Raw genomic sequence first — 19235 nt, 5'->3', positions numbered from 1 at the left:
GGCGAGGCGGTCGAACCGGGCGCGAATTCGGGTCCGAGCCGCTGCTTCGGGCGAAAAGGTCTTTGACAGCGGAGGAAAGCGCCACTTAAGTTGACAGTGACAACTTTCGTCTGCCCGGGAAGACGCCCCATGGACACCACGGTCAACGGCGCCCCCACGCCCACCCCCGACGAACCCGAAGTCAACGCCGCCGAGCACCTGCGCGACACGCTCGGCCTGACCGGCACCAAGATCGCCTGCGGAAGCGGAGTGTGCGGCGCCTGCACCATCCTGGTCGACGGCTCCCCCACCGCCTCCTGCCTGCTTCCCTCCGCCCACCTGGCCGGACGTTCGGTCACCACCGTGGAAGGACTGGGCGGCGACCACCCCGTCCAGCGCGCCTTCGCCGCGCACGACGGCCTCCAATGCGGCTACTGCACACCCGGCTTCGTGGTGGAGGCCTCCGTGTTCGTGGACGCCTGGCGGGCCGAGCACGGCGACACCGCGCCGGACCGCGACACGATCGCCGACGCCCTGGCCGGACACCTGTGCCGATGCGGGGCCTACGAGGGGATCTTCTCCGCCGTGGCCGCCGCTTGCGCCGGTGGGTTCGACACCGAACCCGTCGAGGCGCCGCCGCGCGCGGACGCCCCCGCCAAGGTGACCGGACGCGCCCGCTTCAGCGGTGACCACGCCCCGCCGGGCACCTGGACCGGGGTGATCGTGCGCTCCACCGTGGCCCACGCCCGGGTCCTGAAGGTGCGCCCCGCGCCCGACGGCGACGGCGGTCGGGCTCCCCTGGTGGACCTGCTGGGCGAGGACCGTACCGTCCGCCACGTGGGGCGGGCGATCGCCGCCGTGGCCGCGCCCACCCGCGCCGAGGCGCGGCGGCTGGCCGCGGCAGTACGGGTGGACCTGGAGCCGTTGCCCTCGGTGACCACCGTCGACGCCGCCCGCGAGCCCGGGGCACCACTGGTGTACCCGACCAAGGCCGAACGCGCCGCCGCCCTCGACTACGGTGAGGCGCCCGGTCCCAGGTCCGCGTGGAACGGCAACGTGCGCGGTCCCGGGGTGGTGAGCTGGCGCGGCCCCACGGCCGTCTCCCGGCTGCGCGCCGCCCGGTTGCGCGAGGACCCCCTGTTGGTGGCCGAGGAGTACACCACCGCCACCCAGGTGCACACCCCCTTGGAACCGCACGTGAGCGTGGCCTCCTGGGATGGTGGAGACCTGCACCTGCACGTGTCCACCCAGGCCCTGAGCCGGATGGTCGACAAGGTCGCCGAGCGTTGGGACCTGCCCCGGGAACGGGTGCACGTGGTGACCGAGTACGTGGGCGGTGGGTTCGGCGCCAAGGGCGCCCTGTCCCCGGACACGGTGGCCGCGGTGGAACTGTCCCGGCTGGTGGACGCGCCGGTGCGGGTGTCGCTGGAACGCTCCGAGGAGCTCGTCGACGCCGGCCACCGGCCCGGCAACCGCACCCGGGTGGCCCTGCTGGCCGACTCCGAGGGCGACCTGCGTGCGCTGGCCGTGGACTCGGTGGGCGACGGCGGGGTGTCGGTCGGTTCCAACGTCGCCACCCTGGCCGCGCTGATGTACGGGCGTTCACCTCGACGGGTGCGCGACTTCGACGTGGTCACCAACCGACCCCCGGGCGAGCCGATGCGCGGACCCGGCGGACCACCGATGGCGTGGGCGTTGGAACAGGCCGTGGACACCATGGCGACGCGGCTGGGCGAGGACCCGTTGTCGCTACGGCGTCGGTGGGACGGCAACCCCAAGCGTCGGGCACTGTACGAACGAGTGGCGGAGCTGCCGCTGTGGCGGGACCGTCCTCGTGGTGAGAGCACCGGCCGGTTCCGACGCGGCGTCGGGTTGGCCGCCGCGGGCTGGCCCTACCTGCTCGGTCCCCAGGCCCGGGTGGAACTGACCGTGCGCGGCGGTGAGCTGGTGGTGCGTTCGAGCACCCAGGACATCGGCACGGGCATCCGGACGGTGTTGGGCGACGTGGTCGCCGAGCGGCTGGGCATCGGCGCCGACGGCCTGACCGTGGAGATCGGGCACGGGTCCTCGGTACACGGCACCGGTTCCTTCGGCAGCCGCACCACCACCTCGATGGGACCGGCCGCGGCCGACGCCGCCGACCGGTTGCGCGAGGCCCTGCGCGAGCACTCCCCCGCCGTGCCGGCGTCGGGCCCCATCCCCGAGCACACCTTCAAGGAGGCCCTGTCCCTGGCCGAGGGGTCCTCGGTGGTGGGCGAGCGTGGCCTGGACCGTTGGGGGCGGCTCACCCCGAACATGGCCGGCGACCTGGCGGTGGGACGCGGGATGAGCGGAGCGGTACACGTGATGGAGGTGGAGGTGGACACCCTGTTGGGCCGGGTGCGCCCCACCCGGTGCTGGGCCGGGATCGCCGCCGGGCGCATCTACAACGAACGCATGGCCCGCAACCAGTGCGAGGGCGCCGTCGTCCAGGGGGTGGGCTACGCGTTGTTCGAGGAACGGCGCGACGACCCGCGCACCGGGGTGGTGCTCTCCGACGACCTGGAGGAGTACCGGCTACCCGGGATGGGCGACGTTCCCGAGACCGAGGTGTACTTCCACCAGGAGGGTTTCGAGCACGTGCCCGGTGGTGGGATCGGGCTCGGCGAGGTGTCGGTGGTGGGGGTGGCCGCCGCGCTGGGCAACGCCGTCTTCGACGCCACCGGCGTCCGCCACCACGACCTGCCCCTGCGCCCGGACCGACTGATCGGAGCGACGCGATGACCGTGACCCGACCCACGAGTGTGACCGAGGTGTCGGCCGACCTGGCCCGGCGGGGGGTGCGCCCGCGCGCCGGGGGCACCGACCTGACCGCCTGCCTGGAGGCGGGGGTGATCGCCCCCGGACCCCTGGTGGACCTGTTGGGGGTGTCCGACCTGGACGAGGTGGTCTGGGAGGCCGACGGTTCGGCCCTGGTGGGGGCGATGACCACCGTCGCCACGTTGGGAGCCGACCCCGCCCTGGCCACGGCCTATCCGGCGTTGGCCGCCACCGCACGGGCCCTGGCCACCCCGCAGATCCGGGGCACGGCCACCCTCGGCGGCAACCTGCTCCAGCGCAATCGTTGCGCCTACCTGCGCAACCCTGCCTTCGACTGCTTCCAGACCGGTGGGGACTCCTGTCCGGCCCGGGAGGGCGACCACCTGCGCGGAGTGGTGGTGGACCAGGGCCCGTGCGTGGCCCCGCACCCGTCGACGTTGGCGGTGGCGCTGCTGGCCTACGAGGCGAGTGTGCGCCTGGAGGGCGGCCCGGACTCCGAGGTGTCGGTGGCCGACCTCTACGAGGGCACCGATCCCACACGTGACCACACGTTGGGTCCGGGCACGTTGTTGACGGCCGTGTCACTGCCGGTCCCGTCCCCGGGCGAGCGCTTCGCCCATCGAAGGGCGACCGGACGTTCCCGGGCGGAGTGGCCGCTGGTGGAGGTGGTCGTTCGGCTGGAGTGCGCCGACCAGGGCCGCGGGCCGGTGGAGCGGGCCGCGGTGGCGGTGGGCGCGGTGGCGCGCACCCCCTTGCGACTACCCGAGGTGGAAGGCGCCCTGGTGGACGCGGCACCCGGCGGGGACCTGCCCGATCGGGTGGAGGAGGCGTTGACCGCCCTGGCCGATCGGTGCTCTCCCCTGCCCGCCACCGGGTACAAGGTCCCCTTGCTCCAGGGCACGGTCCGTGATGCGATCGAGACGGCCCTGGAGGTTCCGAGCCGGTGACACGGGTTCGGGCCCCTTCCGGGACCGTGTTCGGGTGGGCCGCCGTGGCGTGGCGGCCCACCCGGTTTTCGTCGGTCGGTGTTCCATCGGCCGGTGTCGGTTCAGCCGCGCAGGTGCGCCTGGTGGGCGAGTTCGCGGCACAGCACCGCGAAGTCCAGCCCTTGGGCCGCGGCCGCCATCGGGAAGGTGGACGTCTCGGTCAGGCCCGGGGCGACGTTGGTCTCCAAGAAGACGACCTCGCCGTCCGGGGCGACCATGAGGTCGGTGCGCGACAGGTCGCGCAGGCCCAGGGCGCGGTGCGCGGTCAGCGCCACCTCGGTGGCCGCGGCCAGTACCGACTCCTCCAGACGGGCCGGACAGAAGAACTCGGTGCGACCGGCGGTGTAGCGGGCCGCGTAGTCGTAGACCCCGCCGTCGGGAACGATCTCCACCGGGGGCAGCGCCACTGGCCCCGAACCGGTGTCCAGGACGCCCACGGCCAGTTCGGTGCCCTGGACCAACTCCTCGACCAGCGCGGAGTCGCTGTAGGCGAAGCAGGACATCAGCGCGGTGGACAGGTCCTTGGCCGAGGTCACGGGGGTGGCGCCGAACGCCGAACCGCCACGGTCGGGCTTGACGAACAGCGGCAACCCGAGCCGTTCGATGAGCTTGTCCAGGAGCGCGGGCGCGCCCAGGTCGTGGAAGGCGGACTTGGGCAGGGTGGCGCCACGCGGCACCCGAACGCCCTTCTCGGCCAGCAGGGCCTTGGCGGCGGGCTTGGCGTAGGCGAGCCGGCAGGACTGGGGGCGGGCGCCCACGTAGGACACCCCGGCCAATTCCAGGACCTCACGGATCGCGCCGTCCTCACCGGCGGAGCCGTGCAGGACGGGGAAGACCACCTGGGGCGGGTCGTCGGCCAAGCGCTGGAGAAGGCCGGAGTCGACGTCGGCGACCTGCACTTCGACGTCGAGTCGGCGCAGGGCCTCGGCCACGCTGCGGCCGGATTGGACGCTCACCTCGTGTTCGGGGGACAGTCCCCCGGCGAGGACGAGGACCCGGTCAAGGTCGGCCACGGCGCGGACCTCCTTCTGTGCTGCTGTCATGGTGGCTGGTGCCCCTCACGGGGTGTCAGGGAAGGTCGGGGGTGGGGGCCTGGCTGCCCTCGGTGGGCATGGCCATGGCGGGACCGAACGTGTCGCGCAGGTCCATCTCGCCCTCGATGGCTCCGACGAGCCTGCGCACGCCCTCCCGGATCTGTTCGGGTGTGGGGTAGCAGAAGCTCAACCGCATGCTGTCACGGCCACGACCGTCGGCGAAGAAGCCGGTGCCGGGTACGTAGGCGACACGGTGGTTGACCGCGCGCGGCAGCATCGCCTTGGCGTCGATGCCCTCGGGAAGGGTCGCCCAGACGAAGAACCCGCCCTCGGGCCGGGTCCAGGTACAGCCGTCCGGCATCATCGTGTTGAGCGCGCCGAGCAGGGCGTCGCGCCGCTCGCCGTACATGCTGTTGAACGCCTTGATCTGCTCGCGCCAGGGGAAGGTCTTGAGGTAACGGCGCACCACGAGCTGGTTGAACGTGGAGTGGCTGAGCATCGCCGACTCCGCGGCCAGCACGAGTTTGGCGCGCACCGCCGAGGGCGCCAACGCCCAGCCGATGCGCAGGCCCGGCGAGAGCGTCTTGGACAGCGACCCCAGGTAGATGACGTTGCCGTCGCCCTGCGAGTACAGGGTGGGCTGTGGTTCGCCGTCATAGCGGAGCAGGCCGTAGGGGTTGTCCTCGATGATCAGGACGTCGTGGCGCCGACAGACCTCCATCACCCGCACGCGGCGCTCGGCGGACATGGTGATGCCGCCGGGGTTCTGGAAGTTGGGGATCGTGTAGAAGAACTTGACGGTGCGCCCGGCCTTGGCCGCCGCGGTGAGGGCGCGGTCGAGTTCGTCGGCGTCGACGCCCTCGTCGTCCATGCTCACGTGGCGGATGTCGGCCTGGAACGCGGCGAAGGTGTTGATCGCGGTGACGTAGGTGGGCGCCTCGGTCAGCACGATGTCGCCGGGGTCGACGAAGACGCGGGTGATCAGATCCAGGGCCTGCTGGGATCCGACGGTGACGATGACGTCGTCGGGGACGGACTGGACGCCTTCGAGGGTCATGTAGTCGCAGATCTGCTCGCGCAGGACGGGGTCGCCCTGAGCGGAGCCGTACTGCAGGGCGGCGGCACCCTCCTCGGAGACCACGTCCTTGACCAGGTCACCGATCTGGTCGAGCGGCAGGGCGGCGACGTTGGGCATGCCGCCCGCCAGGGAGACGATCTCGGGGCGGGAGGCGACTGCGAAGAGTGCCCTGACCTCCGATGCGACCATGCCCTGTGCTCGATGTGCGTAGCGGCCGACGTGCGGGTCGATACGCGAGCCCTGTTGGCCGGGCTGCTGTTCTCGGTGGTCAGCGGACACGGTCCACCTCCGAAGGAAGGACGGTCTTGTGGGGTCTACCGGGTCGTCCCGGGAGATCTTCGTTGATTCCTGGTTCGACGCCGGGCGGGTCCCCTTGGTTCACGCGAGGCCACCGTGACGGCCGGGCCGTATGCGGTTCTCGGTGAGTCGGTCGGGTCGTGTCGAACCGTGGAACACGGTTCGGGAAATATCCGGAGTCTAGCCCAGTGGTCGTGCGGCACCCCCCATCAGGGCGTTCCTGTGCTCTGACGCACATCGTCGCGGGCGTTCGAGCGCCGCGTCGGTGACGGTACCCGGGTGCGCGACCCGACTCACACATGAATGACCAGAACATGACGCACTTTTCACCCTTACCACCCGAGTCGGACATGGGTGTTTCCTGGGCTTTCGAGGACATTGGTGCGATGGACCATCGCTCCCGGTGACGGGCGCGTCACCCGAGAACCGGAGGAGACCATGGGCGTCCGCTCGACCACCCTCAGCATCTCCGCGACGCTGCTGCTGTGCGGCGCGCTGACCTCGTGCACCGACCCGGCACCCACGGAGCAGGAGATCGACGCCGAACGACTGGAACTGGCACGGGCCGCCGACGCCCTGTCGGCTTCGGTGCTACGACCGGGCGTCGAACGCGCCTTCGCGCGCAAGGGCCATCCGGTCGACGGCACGCTCACCTGCGCCCCTCCCGCTGCCATCGGGGAACCCGAGGCCTCCGGCTCCCCATCACCGTCCCCATCGGCGGAGCCGACACGGGAGGAGGAGCACACGGTCACCGCCGACGGCATCCGGGGCGGGACCGCCGAAGAGGACGCGGAGCCCGTCAGCGGCGGCCTGGAGGTGGTCTGTGAGGGACTGGACCGCGACGGCGCCGAGTTGCGCTTCGAGGGCCGACTCTCGTCCGAGGCCCTGGCCGAACGCGCCGCGGGCGACGACAGCCTGTCCGGTGTCTTCACCGGGGCCGTCGACGGCGACGAGGTCTTCACCATGGACTGTTTCCAGTGCGCGCCGCTGGAACCGGAGCCAGAAGAGACGGCAGAGCCGAACGAACTCGCGGGCGAAGAGGGGTCCGCCGCCCCCGAATCCGGCTGAAGTCGCCTATGGCGGTGCGGCCCGATAACTCACACGACGGTCCGGGCCGCACCGCATCATACGCGTACGCTCGCCGGAGGATTCCCCCGAACCTCCCGTGGAGCACTCCCCGAAAACGCGTCCGCCCTTACCCCCGTAACCCCCCTCAAGGTCCGTAGGACACGGACGCGCCCCGCACCGGTGAACTCCTCCGTGCCCTCTCTTGCCCGGAGGCCTCCACCGGTGGGCGGGCCGCGCATCCCCAAGTTGATCCCATCGGCCCACGCTCGGCAACGGTTGCAACAGGTTGCGACTTTCCCACCCAGAGTGGCGATATGGCGACGCGTCGGGACGTCGGGGGATTCAGCCGGGGTGGTCGCACAGGGGCGTGCTCCCGTCCCGCTCCAGCAGGGCCCGCACCCCCGGCGCCAACGAAGCGGGGAGCAGGTTCACCGACGTCTGTGAACCGATCACCCGGACCATGACATCGTCGGCGAAACGGTAGGGGCGGCTCTCGATCACGCCACCCAGGTTGCGCCGGATCCGGGACAGTTCCGCGCGCACGGTGACCACGTGGGCGTCGGCGCCGAACACGTCCTTGGACAACTCGGCGCCCGAACGCCCCGCCCGGTGCACCGCCAACCGGAGGAGGAGTTCGGTGTGGCGCGGGGTCAGGTTGTGCACCCACTCGCCGCTCGGGCCGGCCACCGTCACCGTGGACGCCCCGGGTCTGCGCAGATCCAGGGTCACCGAGGTGGAACCGGCCCGCTCCCCGGGGCGCGGGCGGATGAGCCAGCCGCCCGGCAGGGGTTCCAGGCCGCACTCGCCCAGGGCGGGGATCCAGGCCGTCCCGCTCTCGCAGTGCTTGGGCAACAGCACCCGCCGGACCGGTTCCATGTGCACCGCCGCGGCGGTCCAACCGCTGTCGTCCACCACCAGGGCGGGTCGGGTCAGTCCGGCCAACAGGGGCGCGGCGACCGAGCGCAACCGTTCCAGGTGGGTGTGGTGCAGCCCTTGCAGATGTGCCTGGGCCAGTTGGGCGACCGCGTTGACCAGGGCCAGGGTGGAGGGGTGGATGGTGGAGACCGGACCGGTGACGTCGATGGCGCCCAGCAGTCGCCCGTCCCGGGGGTCGTGCACGGGGGCGCAGGCGCAGGTGAGGGCGTGCAGGTTGCGCACGAAGTGTTCGGCGGAGTAGACCTGCACGGGGCGACCGACCACCAGCGCGGTGCCGATGGCGTTGGTGCCGATGCTGCCCTCGTTCCAAAAGGAGCCCTCCACCAGCCCGACCCGGTCGCCGACCGATCGCATCCGATGGGATCCCTCGCGCCAGAGCACCTGCCCCGAGGCGTCGGTGACCAGCATGATGTGGTCGGCCTGGTCGGCCACCGAGACCAGGGAACGACGGATCAGCGGCAACACCTCGGCGATGGGTGAGGCGTCGCGTTGGCGTTGGAGTTCGTCCAGGCGGGCCATCCGTGGTGGGGGTCCGCAGTCGGGATCGATGCCGAATCCGCGCATGCGTTCCCAGGAGTCCTCGATCACCGGACGCAACGGCGTGGGCGTGGGGCGCCCCGCGAGCAGCGCGTCGTGGGATCGGCGGAGCAGATCGGCGTGCTCGCGCGCGTCCACCCCGGAGGGCAGTGCCGTGTCCAGTGATGGAAACGTCATGTGGGTCCTCGGGGCATGTGCCCCCGTCTGGAGACGGGAGGGCTCGCCCCTTCCTCCTTCTACGTGGCCGGGCCCCGAAGGACCGGGGTTCCCGTTGGGCATCAGTTTCCTGGTTCGGCTGCGGCGGGACCGAGAGAACCGGGACAGGCCCTTGTTTCGGAAGTCATTCCGGTTCGATCCTTCCGATTCCTGCTCGAATTATCCTTGGGTCACACCGAACGCACTCGTGCGGTTTTTTCGGCGAGATAACCGGTTTCGTGCCACCGATGGGGGTTTCGGCGCGGGGGTGCGCAGGTCATACGGGTGGGGTTAGAGATGGGTAACATCCCCAGAATCGAAGCGGCTCACGAAACGTCGACGAAAATGGCCGGATGCGGCCAATCGGCGAGACCCTAATTCACCCTGTCATTCGCTCGTTCGCACAGGTGAACCCAGTTTTCACGGGTTTTCGGTCGGCTGCTCGCACGTGCATCGGCCCGTGCGAGCTCCCGTGAAGGTTCCCGTGCCCCTCAAGGGCGCCGGGTCAGGGCGAACCACAGGCGCATGCGCTGTTCGGGGTCGGCCAGGTCCACGCCCAGGTCCCGTTCGATCCGACCGATCCGGTAGCGGACGCTGTTGCGGTGCACGCCCAGGTCGGTGGCGGCCCGATCCCAGTTGCCGTGCCGTGCCAGCCAGGTGTGCAGGGTCGCACGAAGGGTGTGCGCGGCCGGGGTGTCCTCGTCGAGCGGGCCGAGGATCTCCCGGGCGGGCCGCCCGGCGCCCTCGGGGTCGATGAGCGCGTCGAAGGGGTCGGTGGCGGCCGACCACAGCCGTGGCTCGCCCACGACGCGGGCGCGCACCAGCAGGGTCGCGGCCCGGCGGTCGGCGTCGGGCAGATCCTCGGGCGCCACGGCCGCGCTCAGGGCGCCGATCCACCCGTGGGAACGCAGGAGTTCGAGATGGTCGTGATGGGACCGCTCGCCCCGGTCGGCGAGGACGGCGCGCACGACACCGCCGCCCTCCTCGGCGCCGGAGACCAGGTCGCTCAGGTGGGTGCCCAAGGGCAGGGCCGCGGCGGCGGTTCGGTGCCCTCGGGAAGCGGGTGCGGCCCGCAGGACCCGGTAGCCGCCCCGGGGGGCCTCACCCGAGGTGGCGGAGCGGGGATCGGGAGCGCGGGTGTCGGTGAGCCCGGTCAGGGCCGCGATGGCGCGGGGGTTCAGTTCGCCGTCCAACAGCAGCGCGATGAGCGGCAGGCTCGGGGCGGGCGGTTCCTCACCCTCTGCGCGCAGCAGTAGGTCGAGCAGGGCCGTGGCGGTGCGCAGCACCTCCCGGTCGGTGATGCCCAGGGGTTCGGGGCGACCCACCAGCACCACGCCCTGGTGTTCGGGTGGGGTGCCCACGGTGTGCAGGAAGACCTCGTCCGGGCCGCTGTCGGCCTTGGCGCTGCGCGGACCCGTGGGGGCGGTGAGTTTGGTGAGCAGGGTACGCAGTTCGGGGTCCAGGTCGGCCGGGGCCCCCGCGGTACGGCGCACGGATGCGGTGGGGTCGGCGGGCACGAGGGCGACCCAGGCTCCGAGAGCGTCGGCCAACACCGCGGGCACCCGTTCGGCGGGGATGGGCGCGGTGACCGCGCGGGCCAGGGCCTGGTGGGACTCGCCCAAACGGCGCAGGTCGCGCAGGTGGCGCTCTTCCAGTTCCTCGCCCACGGCGCGGCTGACCGCGGCGAAGGGCGAGTTCCGTGGCACCTCCAGCAGCGGCAGGCCCTGCGACCGGCACTGTTCGACGAGGTCGGCGGGGACGGCCCGGTGGACGGGCGCCACCCCGAAGCCGAGTGCCCCGACCCCCGCGCGCACCAGGGAGGCCACGTAGGTGCGCACCTCATCGGTGTCGGTGGGCAGGTTGGCCCCGGAGGTGAGGAGGAGTTCTCCACCGCGCAGATAGTCGGCGGCCACGACGAGCTCGCTCGCCACCGCCCAGGTGATCGGTGGGTCCCCGGCCTCGACCACCGTGGTCAGGCCCAGGTCGCGGCGAGCCACCACCACGCTCAACGGCACGTGGTGGGTGTCGCCCCCGCTCTTCGCCATGTCCTGGTCCCCCTCGTCCCGCCGACCCGTCCGAGCCGATCCTCGTGTCCTGGACATGACGTACACGAGGACGCCTTCCGCGACGACTGGACGATTCATCCAAAGTTCACCGGGAAGTGGTGCGGTTCGGCCACTGGAGTGGAGCCTACCGACTACCTACGCTGACCGAAGCGATGTGACCTGCGTCAACATCTCCATGGCCCGACCCCCGCACGACGCCCCCGCCTGCCCCCGAACCACTCCCCGCAAAGGAGCTTCATGCTCATCGACACCGCGGTGATCGCCGCCTACCTCCTGGGCATGATCGGCCTGGGCTGGTGGGGCATGCGTCGCGCCAAGAGCAAGTCCGACTACCTGGTCGCCGGCCGCCGCCTGGGTCCGCTGATGTACGCGGGCACCATGGCCGCCGTGGTCCTGGGCGGCGCCTCCACCGTTGGCGGGATCGGCCTGGGCTACACCTACGGGATCTCCGGCGCCTGGCTGGTCGTGGCCATCGGCGTGGGCATCCTGGCCCTGCACCTGTTCTTCGCCGAGCGCATCTCGCGGCTGAGGGTCTTCACCGTCTCCCAGATGTTGAACCTGCGCTACGGCGGTGACTCCCGGATCGTGTCGGCCCTGGTCATGTGGGGTTACACCTTCGTTCTGACGGTGCCCTCGACCTTGGCCTTCTCCACCATCTTCAGCGGTCTGTTCGAACTGCCGCGCGTGGTCGCCATCATCCTGGGCGGTTCCATCGTGGTGCTGTACTCCACGATGGGCGGCATGTGGTCGGTGACGATGACCGATATGGCCCAGTTCGCGATCAAGACGATCGGGCTCCTGCTCATCCTGACCCCGGTGGCGGTGTGGTCGGCCGGCGGTTTCTCCGGGATGCGCGAGTCGTTGGACCCCACCTACTTCGACCCCACCGCCATCGGCGGGCAGACCATCCTCACCTACTTCGTCATCTACTCGCTGGGGCTGCTCATCGGCCAGGACATCTGGCAGCGCGTCTTCACCGGCCGCAACGACAAGGTGGCCAAGGTGGGCGGCATCGGCGCGGGCGTGTACTGCCTGATCTACGGAGTGTGCGGCGCGCTCATCGGCACCGCCGGCGCGGTGATGTTCCCGAACCTGGCCAACCCCGACGACGCCTTCACCCTCATGGTGGAGGCGACCCTGCCGGTGGGCGTGGCCGGTCTGGTCCTGGCCGCCGCCCTGTCCGCGGTGATGTCCACCGCCAGCGGCGCCCTCATCGCCTGCTCCACGGTGACCTCCACCGACCTGTGGCCGCGCGTGCGCGCCCTGTTCGGCGCGAAGAGGTCCGCCGAGGACGACCACAAGGAGGACGAGGTGGCCGCCAACCGGGTGTTCACACTGGTCCTGGGTATGGCGAGCATCTGTGTGGCGCTGGCCGTGGACGACGTGGTCGCCGCGCTCACCCTGGCCTACAACATCCTGGTCGGCGGCCTGCTCGTCGCGATCCTCGGTGGCCTGGTGTGGCGTCGCGGAACGCGCGCGGGCGCCCTGGCCTCGATGTTGGCCGGTTCCGTGGCCGTCATCGTGACCATGGCGATCACCGGCCTGCTCGCCAACGAACCCATCTACGTGGGGTTGGGCACCGCGCTGGTGGTCTACGTGGCCGTCAGTCTGCTCACCCCGCCCACCGACCCCGCGGTACTGGAGCTGTGGCAGCGCCGCCTGCGCGGCCAGGACACCGGCGACGAGACCGCGACGGGAACCGACGAGGACGCCACGAGCGTCGCGTCCACCGACCCGACCCGGGACCGCTGACACCCATCGCGGAACCGACGACACAGGAATGGATCACATGAACGCACCGATCGGACCCACCGACTCCAGCCTCGTGCCGCGCTTCGCGGGCCCGGCGACCTTCGCCCGCCTGCCCCGCATCGACCAGGTGGAACGAGCCGACATCGCCGTGGTCGGGGTGCCCTTCGACACCGGTGTCTCCTACCGTCCCGGCGCCCGTTTCGGCCCCTCGGCGATCCGTGAGGCCAGCCGGCTGCTGCGTCCCTACAACCCCGGCCTGGACGTGTCCCCGTTCGAGCGCCTCCAGGTGGTGGACGGCGGAGACATCGCTGTGAACCCGTACTCGGTCGGGGACGCCGTGGAGACCCTGGACCAGGGCGCCTCGGAGTTCGTGCGCGCCGGGACCCGCCTGGTGACCCTGGGCGGCGACCACACGATCGCGCTACCCCTGCTCAGGTCCCTGTACCGCGTGCACGGCCCGATCGCCATGCTGCACTTCGACGCCCACCTGGACACCTGGGACACCTACTTCGGTGAGCCCTACACGCACGGCACCCCGTTCCGACGCGCGGTGGAGGAGGGCATCCTCGACACCGAGGCGATCGCCCACGTGGGCACCCGTGGCCCCCTGTACGGCAAGCGGGACCTGGAGGACGACCGTCGCTTCGGGTTCGGCATCGTCACCGCCGCCGACGTGCTGCGCAAGGGCGTGGACGAGATCGCCGACGCGCTGCGTCAGCGCATCGGGAACCGGCCACTGTACGTGTCGGTGGACATCGACGTCCTGGACCCGGCGCACGCCCCGGGCACCGGCACCCCGGAGGCCGGCGGGATCACCAGCCGAGAGCTGCTGGAGATCCTGCGCGGGCTGGCCGACCTGAACCTGGTGGGCGCCGACGTGGTGGAGGTCGCCCCGGCCTACGACCACGCCCAGATCACCTCCACGGCGGCCTCGCACGTGGCCTACGACCTGGTGAGCCTGCTGGCCCTGAACCACCAGCGCAAGACGGAGGGCTGATCGACATGGGTGAGAGCGCGCCGCGCAACGGTGGCGACCTGGTCACCGAGACCCTGACCGCGTTGGGGGCCCGGGTGTGCTTCGGTATCCCCGGCCAGCACGCGCTGGGGCTGTTCGACGCGCTGCGTCGAGCGCCCGGGCTGCGGTTCGTGTCGGCCAGGGTGGAGAACAACGCGGCCTTCGCCGCGGACGGGCACGCCCGGGTGACCGATGAGGTCACCCCGTTGTTGGTCTCCACCGGGCCCGGCGCGCTGCTCACCCTGGCCTCGTTGCAGGAGTCCCGGGCGGCCTCCGCGCCGGTGCTGGTGATCAGCAGCCAGGTGCCGCGGGCGGGGTTGGGCGGTGGCCGGCACGGCTACCTGCACGAGCTTCCCGAACAGACGGCCTCCTTCGGCAACGTCACCAAGTCGACGTTCACGGTCCGACACGCCTCGCAGATCCCCTCGGCGCTGACCGAGGCCTGGCGGATCGCCGCGGCGGCGCCCGCGGGCCCGGTGTTGGTGGAGATCCCACAGGACGTGCTGCTGGAGCCGACGGTGGTGCCGCCGGTGACGGACGTGTCCGGGACTCCCGCCCCGCTCGTTCCGCGCGCGGAGGTGGTGGACGAGGCCGCCCGGTGGCTGGACGGGGCGCGGCGTCCGGTGGTGCTGGCCGGTGGCGGGGTGAGCCGCTCGGGCGGGCGGAAGGCGCTGCTGGAGCTGGCCGAGGCCCTTCGTGCTCCGGTGGCCACCACCTTCGGCGGCAAGGACGCCTTCCCGTGGGACCACCCGCTCTCGTTGCGCTCGTGGATCGAGGACCGGTACACCACCGAGTACCTGGAGGACGCCGACGTGCTCTTGGTGGTGGGTTCGGGTCTGGGCGAGTTGTCGAGCAACTACCACACCATGGCGCCCCGAGGGCGTGTGGTGCAGGTGGAGGCCGACCTCGGCAAGCTCGAATCCAACGTCCCGGCGTTGGGGATCCACGGCGACGCGGCCCTGACCCTGGAGGCGCTGGCCGCGAAGGTTCGGCCACGCCCGAAGGACCCCGAGGTCGAGACCGAGGTCGCCCGGGTTCTGGCCCGGGTGGCCGAACGGCTGGCCGGGCAGGACCTGGCCGCCGAACAAACCGTCCTGGCCGCGGTACGCGATGCCCTGCCCGACGACGCGCCGAGCTTTTGGGACATGACCGTGTTGGCGTACTGGGCGTGGTCGGCGTGGGACCCGCGCGATGGTGCGATGCACTCCGCGCAGGGCTCCGGCGGGCTCGGATACGGGTTCCCGGCGGCGCTGGGCGCGGCCGCCACCGGAAACGGTCCGGTGCTGGCGGTCTCCGGTGACGGCGGTGCCATGTACTCGATCGCGGAACTGGCCACCGCCCGCCAGCACGACCTGGACGTGACCTGGCTGATCGTCGACGACGGCGGCTACGGCATCCTGCGCGAGTACATGGAGGGCGCCTTCGGGGAGGCCACCCACACCGAGCTGACCCGACCCGACTTCGTGGCCCTGGCGGCCTCGTTCGGGGTGCCCGCGACCCTCACCTCACCGGAGACGGTGGGAGCCGACCTGACCGCGGCGCTGGCCGCCCCGGGCCCGAGCGTGGTGGTGCTGCCCATGCACATAAAGATATTCGCGCCGTAGGCGTCCGTTGAGGGTGGTGGTGGGCGACGGGCGGGCTTCGCCCCCACGCGCCTGGACGGTCCCATGTCCTGACCGAACCCCGTGTCCCGTTCCGGGACAGCGCCGTCCGCACCGGACGGTCGACCCCGCTCTCGGGGCGCGCGTCAACGGCGCCGCGCGCCGGCTGGGGCTGTCCAGCGAGGCCCTGCTGCGCGCGATCTCCTGCGGCGTGATCGCTGTCGGCGGTGGCCGCTCTGCTGTTCGCCAACACCCCGCTGCTGGTCGACCCCTGGGGAACCTGACCGCAGGCATCGACATCAGCCTCCCGGTGGCGCTGGTGACCGCCGCGGTCGCCTACCCGGCGGCGCTGTTCCTCTTCCCCGAGCCGCGCTCGGTGTTCGGCCCGCAGCGGCCACGCCTGGTGCCGGCCCGGGAGGAGACCGAACCGGCCCCCGCGCCCGCCACCGAGGACGCGCCGACGACCGCGTCGCACTGACCACCAACGACTTCGAGTGAAGGACCACCATGGACAGCCACGAGCCCCTGCACAGCCTGGTCGGCGGCAAGCCCCTGCACCCGGCGGGCGATGCGACCCTGGACCTGGTCGACCCCGTCACCGGACAGGTGGCCGGTCGGGCCGGGATCTGCGGACCCGCCGAGGTGGAGTCCGCCATGGACTCCGCCGCACGCGCCTTCCGATCCTGGCGCCGGGCCACACCGGCACAACGTCAGGACGCCCTGTTGGCGATCGCCGACGACCTGGCCGCACGCGCCGAGGAGTTCGCCGACGCCGAGTGCCGCGAGACAGGCAAGCCGCGCGCCTCGTTCCTGGACGAGGAGATCCCGTTCTGCGTGGACACCCTGCGGTTCTTCGCCGGGTCCGCCCGGCACCTGGAGGGCAAGGCCTCGGCCGAGTACGCCACCGACCGCACCTCCTGGGTCCGCCGCGAACCGGTGGGCGTGTGCGTGGGCATCACCCCATGGAACTATCCGCTGATGATGGCGGTGTGGAAGATCGGTCCCGCGCTGGCCGCGGGCAACACCGTGGTGCTCAAACCGGCGGAGAGCACGCCCACCACCACGGTCCTGCTCGCCGAGATCGCCGCACGGGCGCTTCCCGCCGGTGTGGTCAACACGGTGGTGGGCGACCGCGACACCGGCCGCCTGTTGGTGGAACACCCGGCCACGCGCCTGGTCTCGGTCACCGGTTCGACCCGGGCGGGGGCGCAGGTGGCCAAGGCCGCCGCGGACGACATCAAGCGCGTGCACCTGGAGCTCGGCGGCAACGCCCCGGCGGTGGTCTTCGACGACGCCGACGTGGCCGGCGCCGCCGCAGGTGTGATCGCGGGCGGTTTCCTCAACGCCGGACAGGACTGCACCGCAGCCACCCGCGTCATCGTCCAAGAGGGGGTGCACGACGCGTTCGTCGCCGAACTGACCCGTCTGGCGTCGGCCCAGGTCACCGGCCTGCCCTCGGACCGAGAGAGCGACTTCGGGCCGCTCAACAACGCCGACCAGTTCAACCGTGTCACCGGACTGTTGGAACGCCTGCCCGCGCACGCACGAGTGGAGACGGGTGGTCACCGGGTGGGCGAGGCCGGGTTCTTCCTGGCGCCCACGGTCGTGTCCGGGCTGCGCGCCGACGACGAGATCGTGCTAGAGGAGGTCTTCGGCCCGGTCGTGACCGTGCAGCGCTTCGCGGACGAGAGCGAGGCGATCGAACTGGCCAACGGGGTCGAGCAGGGACTCGCCTCGTCGGTGTGGACCCGTGACCACGCGCGGGCCCTGCGGGTCTGTGCCGAGCTGGACTTCGGCGCGGTGTGGCTCAACACCCACGGCGACCTGCTCTCGGAGATGCCGCACGGCGGCTTCAAGCGGTCCGGGTACGGCAAGGACCTGTCGGCCTACAGCCTGGAGGACTACACCCGCGTCAAGCACGTGATGAGCGCCCTGGCCTGACGCCGTACGCGGATCCGCCCGGGTCCAGGGCGGATCCGCGTGTGCGCAGGTGGCACCGGATGTCGTGGAGGCTCAGTCCACCACCGCAAGGGCCTGCTCGCGAACAGGAAATCGCCACCGCTGTTCGGCGACCTTCGCAGCCCTCTTGAACTGTTCCCGTGCCGGCGCACCCCAGTCGAGCAGGCGCTCGGCTTCAGGCAGGGAACACCGGCGCCGGATGTGAACCCGGCCGTTGTCCGGGTCCGGGGCTCGCTCGCCGACCGCGACCAAGCGGGCGGCCATTCTCAGTTGGGCACGCAGTGGCCGCTCGTCAGCCTCGCTCACGCTCTGATAGCCCAGGTACACGGCGTCGTCAAAGCGGACTTGGACCTCTTCCCACACTTCCCGCTCCAGCGTGGCAACGGAACCCTGATCGATCTCGGGCTCTGGTGTCCCTCCCGGCAGGTTCCACGCACCGGGTTCCTCGTCGTAGAGCACGACCACGCGCCCCAGGTCGTCGAACACGTACCCGTACACCTGCGTGACGGGCAGGTCTGCCGGGGGATACTGGTCGCCGTGCCAGAGGTAGCTGAGGGCCATATCCCGAACCTAAAGGTCTCCGACGTCCTAGATGGTGTGATCACACGGATCCGCCCATGTCGGGGATTCGGGACCGGCTCGCTGCGGCCCTTGGGTGATGTGCTCTGGCCTAGGGTCATGACCATGACTCCGCTGGGAGGCGACGAACTCCACCCCTGCCGCCCTCGGTTGATCGTGCTGCGCGGAAACTCCGCGTCGGGCAAGAGCACCGTCGCCCGAGAGCTGCGGGCGAGGTACGGGCGCGGCCTCGCGATCATCCCCCAGGACGTGGTGCGTCGCGACATCCTCAGGGAGAGGGACCTCCCGGGCGGCGTCAACATCGACCTGCTCGACCTCATGGCCCGCCACTCTTTGGAACACGGCTTTCATGTGGTGGTGGAAGGCATCCTCTACGTCGACCATTACGGGGACATGCTCACCCGCTTGGTGGGCGACTACCGGCAGACGGCGCACTGCTATTACTTCGATGTCCCGTTCGCGACCACACTGGAGCGGCACGCCACCAAGCCCATCGCCGACGTGGTCGGGGAAGCCGAACTGCGCCGGTGGTGGCGGCCTCGCGACCTGCTCCCCGACGGAGTGGAGAAGCTCATCGACGAGCACAGCGGCGTCGAGCACAGCGCGGTGCGGATCCTGAACGACTGCGGCTTGGTGACGCGGGAGCCCCGCGTCTGAGCGCTCGTCCCCTCAAGAGATTCACCCACCGACTTCGATGCTCGGGCCGCTTTTCAGACCCCGGCGGGTCCGCGCGTGCGCAGGTGGGACCAGGTGAGTTCGGCGACGTGTCCGGCCATGGTGTCGGGGGTCTCGTCCGGGTGGTCCAGGAGCCAGTCGGCGAAGGCGTCGGCGGTGCTCACCGCCACCCGGGCCAGTAGTTGGGCGTCTCGGGCGTCCATGTCGCCGTAGTCGTCGCGGGTGCAGGCGGTGATGAGGTCGGCCATCTCCGCGGTGACACGGTCGCGCACGCGGACGGTCTCGGCCTCGAAGGGCTGTCCCTGGGCGGCGGCGCGCCGGTAGAGCACGGTCCAGCTCTCGCGGTTGTCGACCACGAACGCGAAGAAGGCGCGTATGCCTCGGCGCAGCGGATCGTCGTCGGCGGGGTGGGGCGCGTGCACGGCGCCGCGGATGGCCTCGATGAGTCGTTCCATCTCCCGGCGCACACAGGCGGTGAAAATGCCCTCCTTGGAACCCAGGTAGTGGTACACGGTCGGTTTGGAGGTCCCGGCGGCCGCCGCGATCTCCTCCACGCTGACGGTGTGGTAATCGCCCCGGGAGAACGCGGAGACGGCGGCGTCGATCAGTTGTTGTTCCCTGACCTGGCGCGGGAGTCTGCGTTGTTTGGTCGTCACGGGAACCGACCCTAATGGGATCG

At 71.2% G+C, this 19235-nt stretch carries 15 protein-coding genes; 9 read left to right on the top strand and 6 right to left on the bottom strand.

Translation table 11 applies throughout. From position 1 onward, the window contains the following. The first annotated feature begins 129 nt into the window (after positions 1–129). A complete protein-coding gene (locus ACWGSK_RS02970; RefSeq protein WP_358504661.1) occupies positions 130–2742 on the top strand; it encodes a molybdopterin-dependent oxidoreductase in 2613 nt (870 codons plus the stop codon). After that, positions 2739–3725 carry an FAD binding domain-containing protein gene (locus ACWGSK_RS02965; protein WP_452455104.1) on the top strand — a complete coding sequence of 329 codons (987 nt, stop codon included), beginning with the start codon at positions 2739–2741 and terminating at the stop codon, positions 3723–3725. Before ACWGSK_RS02970 ends, ACWGSK_RS02965 begins: the two co-directional genes overlap by 4 nt. Before the next feature lie 101 nt (positions 3726–3826). Here the strand turns inward: ACWGSK_RS02965 and ACWGSK_RS02960 are convergent, their stop codons facing one another. Next, positions 3827–4807 (bottom strand): D-alanine--D-alanine ligase family protein, encoded by a 981-nt coding sequence (locus ACWGSK_RS02960; RefSeq protein ID WP_358504656.1) that lies wholly within the window; start codon positions 4805–4807, stop codon positions 3827–3829. A gap of 25 nt (positions 4808–4832) precedes the next feature. After that, positions 4833–6155, bottom strand: coding sequence for an aminotransferase-like domain-containing protein (locus ACWGSK_RS02955; protein WP_452455103.1), 1323 nt, complete (start codon positions 6153–6155; stop codon positions 4833–4835). A gap of 399 nt (positions 6156–6554) precedes the next feature. On the opposite strand from ACWGSK_RS02955, the gene ACWGSK_RS02950 reads away from it, so the two are divergent. Further along, positions 6555–7241: a hypothetical protein gene (locus ACWGSK_RS02950; RefSeq protein WP_358504654.1), complete on the top strand. Its 687-nt coding sequence runs from the start codon at positions 6555–6557 to the stop codon at positions 7239–7241. Positions 7242–7583: 342 nt separating this feature from the next. Here the strand turns inward: ACWGSK_RS02950 and ACWGSK_RS02945 are convergent, their stop codons facing one another. After that, entirely contained in the window at positions 7584–8891 is a 1308-nt protein-coding gene (locus ACWGSK_RS02945; protein ID WP_452455102.1) for a GAF domain-containing protein, read from the bottom strand. Between the two features lie 509 nt (positions 8892–9400). Then, the gene (locus tag ACWGSK_RS02940) at positions 9401–10954 is read right to left on the bottom strand and encodes a PucR family transcriptional regulator ligand-binding domain-containing protein (protein ID WP_452455101.1); all 1554 of its coding nucleotides are present in this window, start codon (positions 10952–10954) and stop codon (positions 9401–9403) included. 258 nt (positions 10955–11212) lie between these two features. Here ACWGSK_RS02940 and ACWGSK_RS02935 point away from each other — a divergent pair, with 258 nt between their 5' ends. The 5 genes from ACWGSK_RS02935 (at position 11213) to ACWGSK_RS02915 (ending at position 17284) form a co-directional block, all read left to right on the top strand. Then, positions 11213–12727, top strand: coding sequence for a sodium:solute symporter (locus ACWGSK_RS02935; protein WP_452455100.1), 1515 nt, complete (start codon positions 11213–11215; stop codon positions 12725–12727). Between the two features lie 37 nt (positions 12728–12764). Further along, the gene (gene speB / locus ACWGSK_RS02930) at positions 12765–13724 is read left to right on the top strand and encodes an agmatinase (RefSeq protein WP_358504643.1); all 960 of its coding nucleotides are present in this window, start codon (positions 12765–12767) and stop codon (positions 13722–13724) included. 5 nt (positions 13725–13729) lie between these two features. Next, positions 13730–15346, top strand: coding sequence for a thiamine pyrophosphate-binding protein (locus tag ACWGSK_RS02925; RefSeq protein WP_452455099.1), 1617 nt, complete (start codon positions 13730–13732; stop codon positions 15344–15346). A gap of 307 nt (positions 15347–15653) precedes the next feature. Next, the gene (locus tag ACWGSK_RS02920; protein ID WP_452455098.1) at positions 15654–15821 is read left to right on the top strand and encodes a hypothetical protein; all 168 of its coding nucleotides are present in this window, start codon (positions 15654–15656) and stop codon (positions 15819–15821) included. Positions 15822–15850: 29 nt separating this feature from the next. After that, positions 15851–17284, top strand: coding sequence for an aminobutyraldehyde dehydrogenase (locus tag ACWGSK_RS02915; RefSeq protein WP_452455097.1), 1434 nt, complete (start codon positions 15851–15853; stop codon positions 17282–17284). A gap of 72 nt (positions 17285–17356) precedes the next feature. On the opposite strand, the gene ACWGSK_RS02910 is transcribed toward ACWGSK_RS02915, so the two are convergent. After that, positions 17357–17863, bottom strand: a complete 507-nt coding sequence (locus ACWGSK_RS02910) for an NUDIX hydrolase (RefSeq protein ID WP_452455096.1) — start codon at positions 17861–17863, stop codon at positions 17357–17359. 117 nt (positions 17864–17980) lie between these two features. Between ACWGSK_RS02910 and ACWGSK_RS02905 the strand changes: the two genes are divergently transcribed. After that, positions 17981–18538 carry an AAA family ATPase gene (locus ACWGSK_RS02905; RefSeq protein WP_358504631.1) on the top strand — a complete coding sequence of 186 codons (558 nt, stop codon included), beginning with the start codon at positions 17981–17983 and terminating at the stop codon, positions 18536–18538. Between the two features lie 53 nt (positions 18539–18591). Here the strand turns inward: ACWGSK_RS02905 and ACWGSK_RS02900 are convergent, their stop codons facing one another. Further along, positions 18592–19212, bottom strand: a complete 621-nt coding sequence (locus tag ACWGSK_RS02900) for a TetR/AcrR family transcriptional regulator (RefSeq protein ID WP_358504628.1) — start codon at positions 19210–19212, stop codon at positions 18592–18594. Positions 19213–19235 lie beyond the last annotated feature (23 nt).

The sequence above is a fragment of the Nocardiopsis sp. NPDC055551 genome (assembly GCF_053619415.1).
Note: the sequence above shows the minus strand (reverse complement) of the source record. Positions and strands in the feature narration are given on the sequence as shown.

Excerpts from the sequence above, each read along its gene's own strand:
- speB (WP_358504643.1), top strand. The coding sequence starts at position 12,765 with ATGAACGCACCGATCGGACCCACCGACTCCAGCCTCGTGCCGCGCTTC.
- ACWGSK_RS02915 (WP_452455097.1), top strand. The coding sequence starts at position 15,851 with ATGGACAGCCACGAGCCCCTGCACAGCCTGGTCGGCGGCAAGCCCCTG.
- ACWGSK_RS02910 (WP_452455096.1), bottom strand. The coding sequence starts at position 17,863 with ATGGCCCTCAGCTACCTCTGGCACGGCGACCAGTATCCCCCGGCAGAC.
- ACWGSK_RS02925 (WP_452455099.1), top strand. The coding sequence starts at position 13,730 with ATGGGTGAGAGCGCGCCGCGCAACGGTGGCGACCTGGTCACCGAGACC.
- ACWGSK_RS02965 (WP_452455104.1), top strand. The coding sequence starts at position 2,739 with ATGACCGTGACCCGACCCACGAGTGTGACCGAGGTGTCGGCCGACCTG.
- ACWGSK_RS02960 (WP_358504656.1), bottom strand. The coding sequence starts at position 4,807 with ATGACAGCAGCACAGAAGGAGGTCCGCGCCGTGGCCGACCTTGACCGG.
- ACWGSK_RS02945 (WP_452455102.1), bottom strand. The coding sequence starts at position 8,891 with ATGACGTTTCCATCACTGGACACGGCACTGCCCTCCGGGGTGGACGCG.
- ACWGSK_RS02935 (WP_452455100.1), top strand. The coding sequence starts at position 11,213 with ATGCTCATCGACACCGCGGTGATCGCCGCCTACCTCCTGGGCATGATC.
- ACWGSK_RS02905 (WP_358504631.1), top strand. The coding sequence starts at position 17,981 with ATGACCATGACTCCGCTGGGAGGCGACGAACTCCACCCCTGCCGCCCT.
- ACWGSK_RS02970 (WP_358504661.1), top strand. The coding sequence starts at position 130 with ATGGACACCACGGTCAACGGCGCCCCCACGCCCACCCCCGACGAACCC.
- ACWGSK_RS02940 (WP_452455101.1), bottom strand. The coding sequence starts at position 10,954 with ATGGCGAAGAGCGGGGGCGACACCCACCACGTGCCGTTGAGCGTGGTG.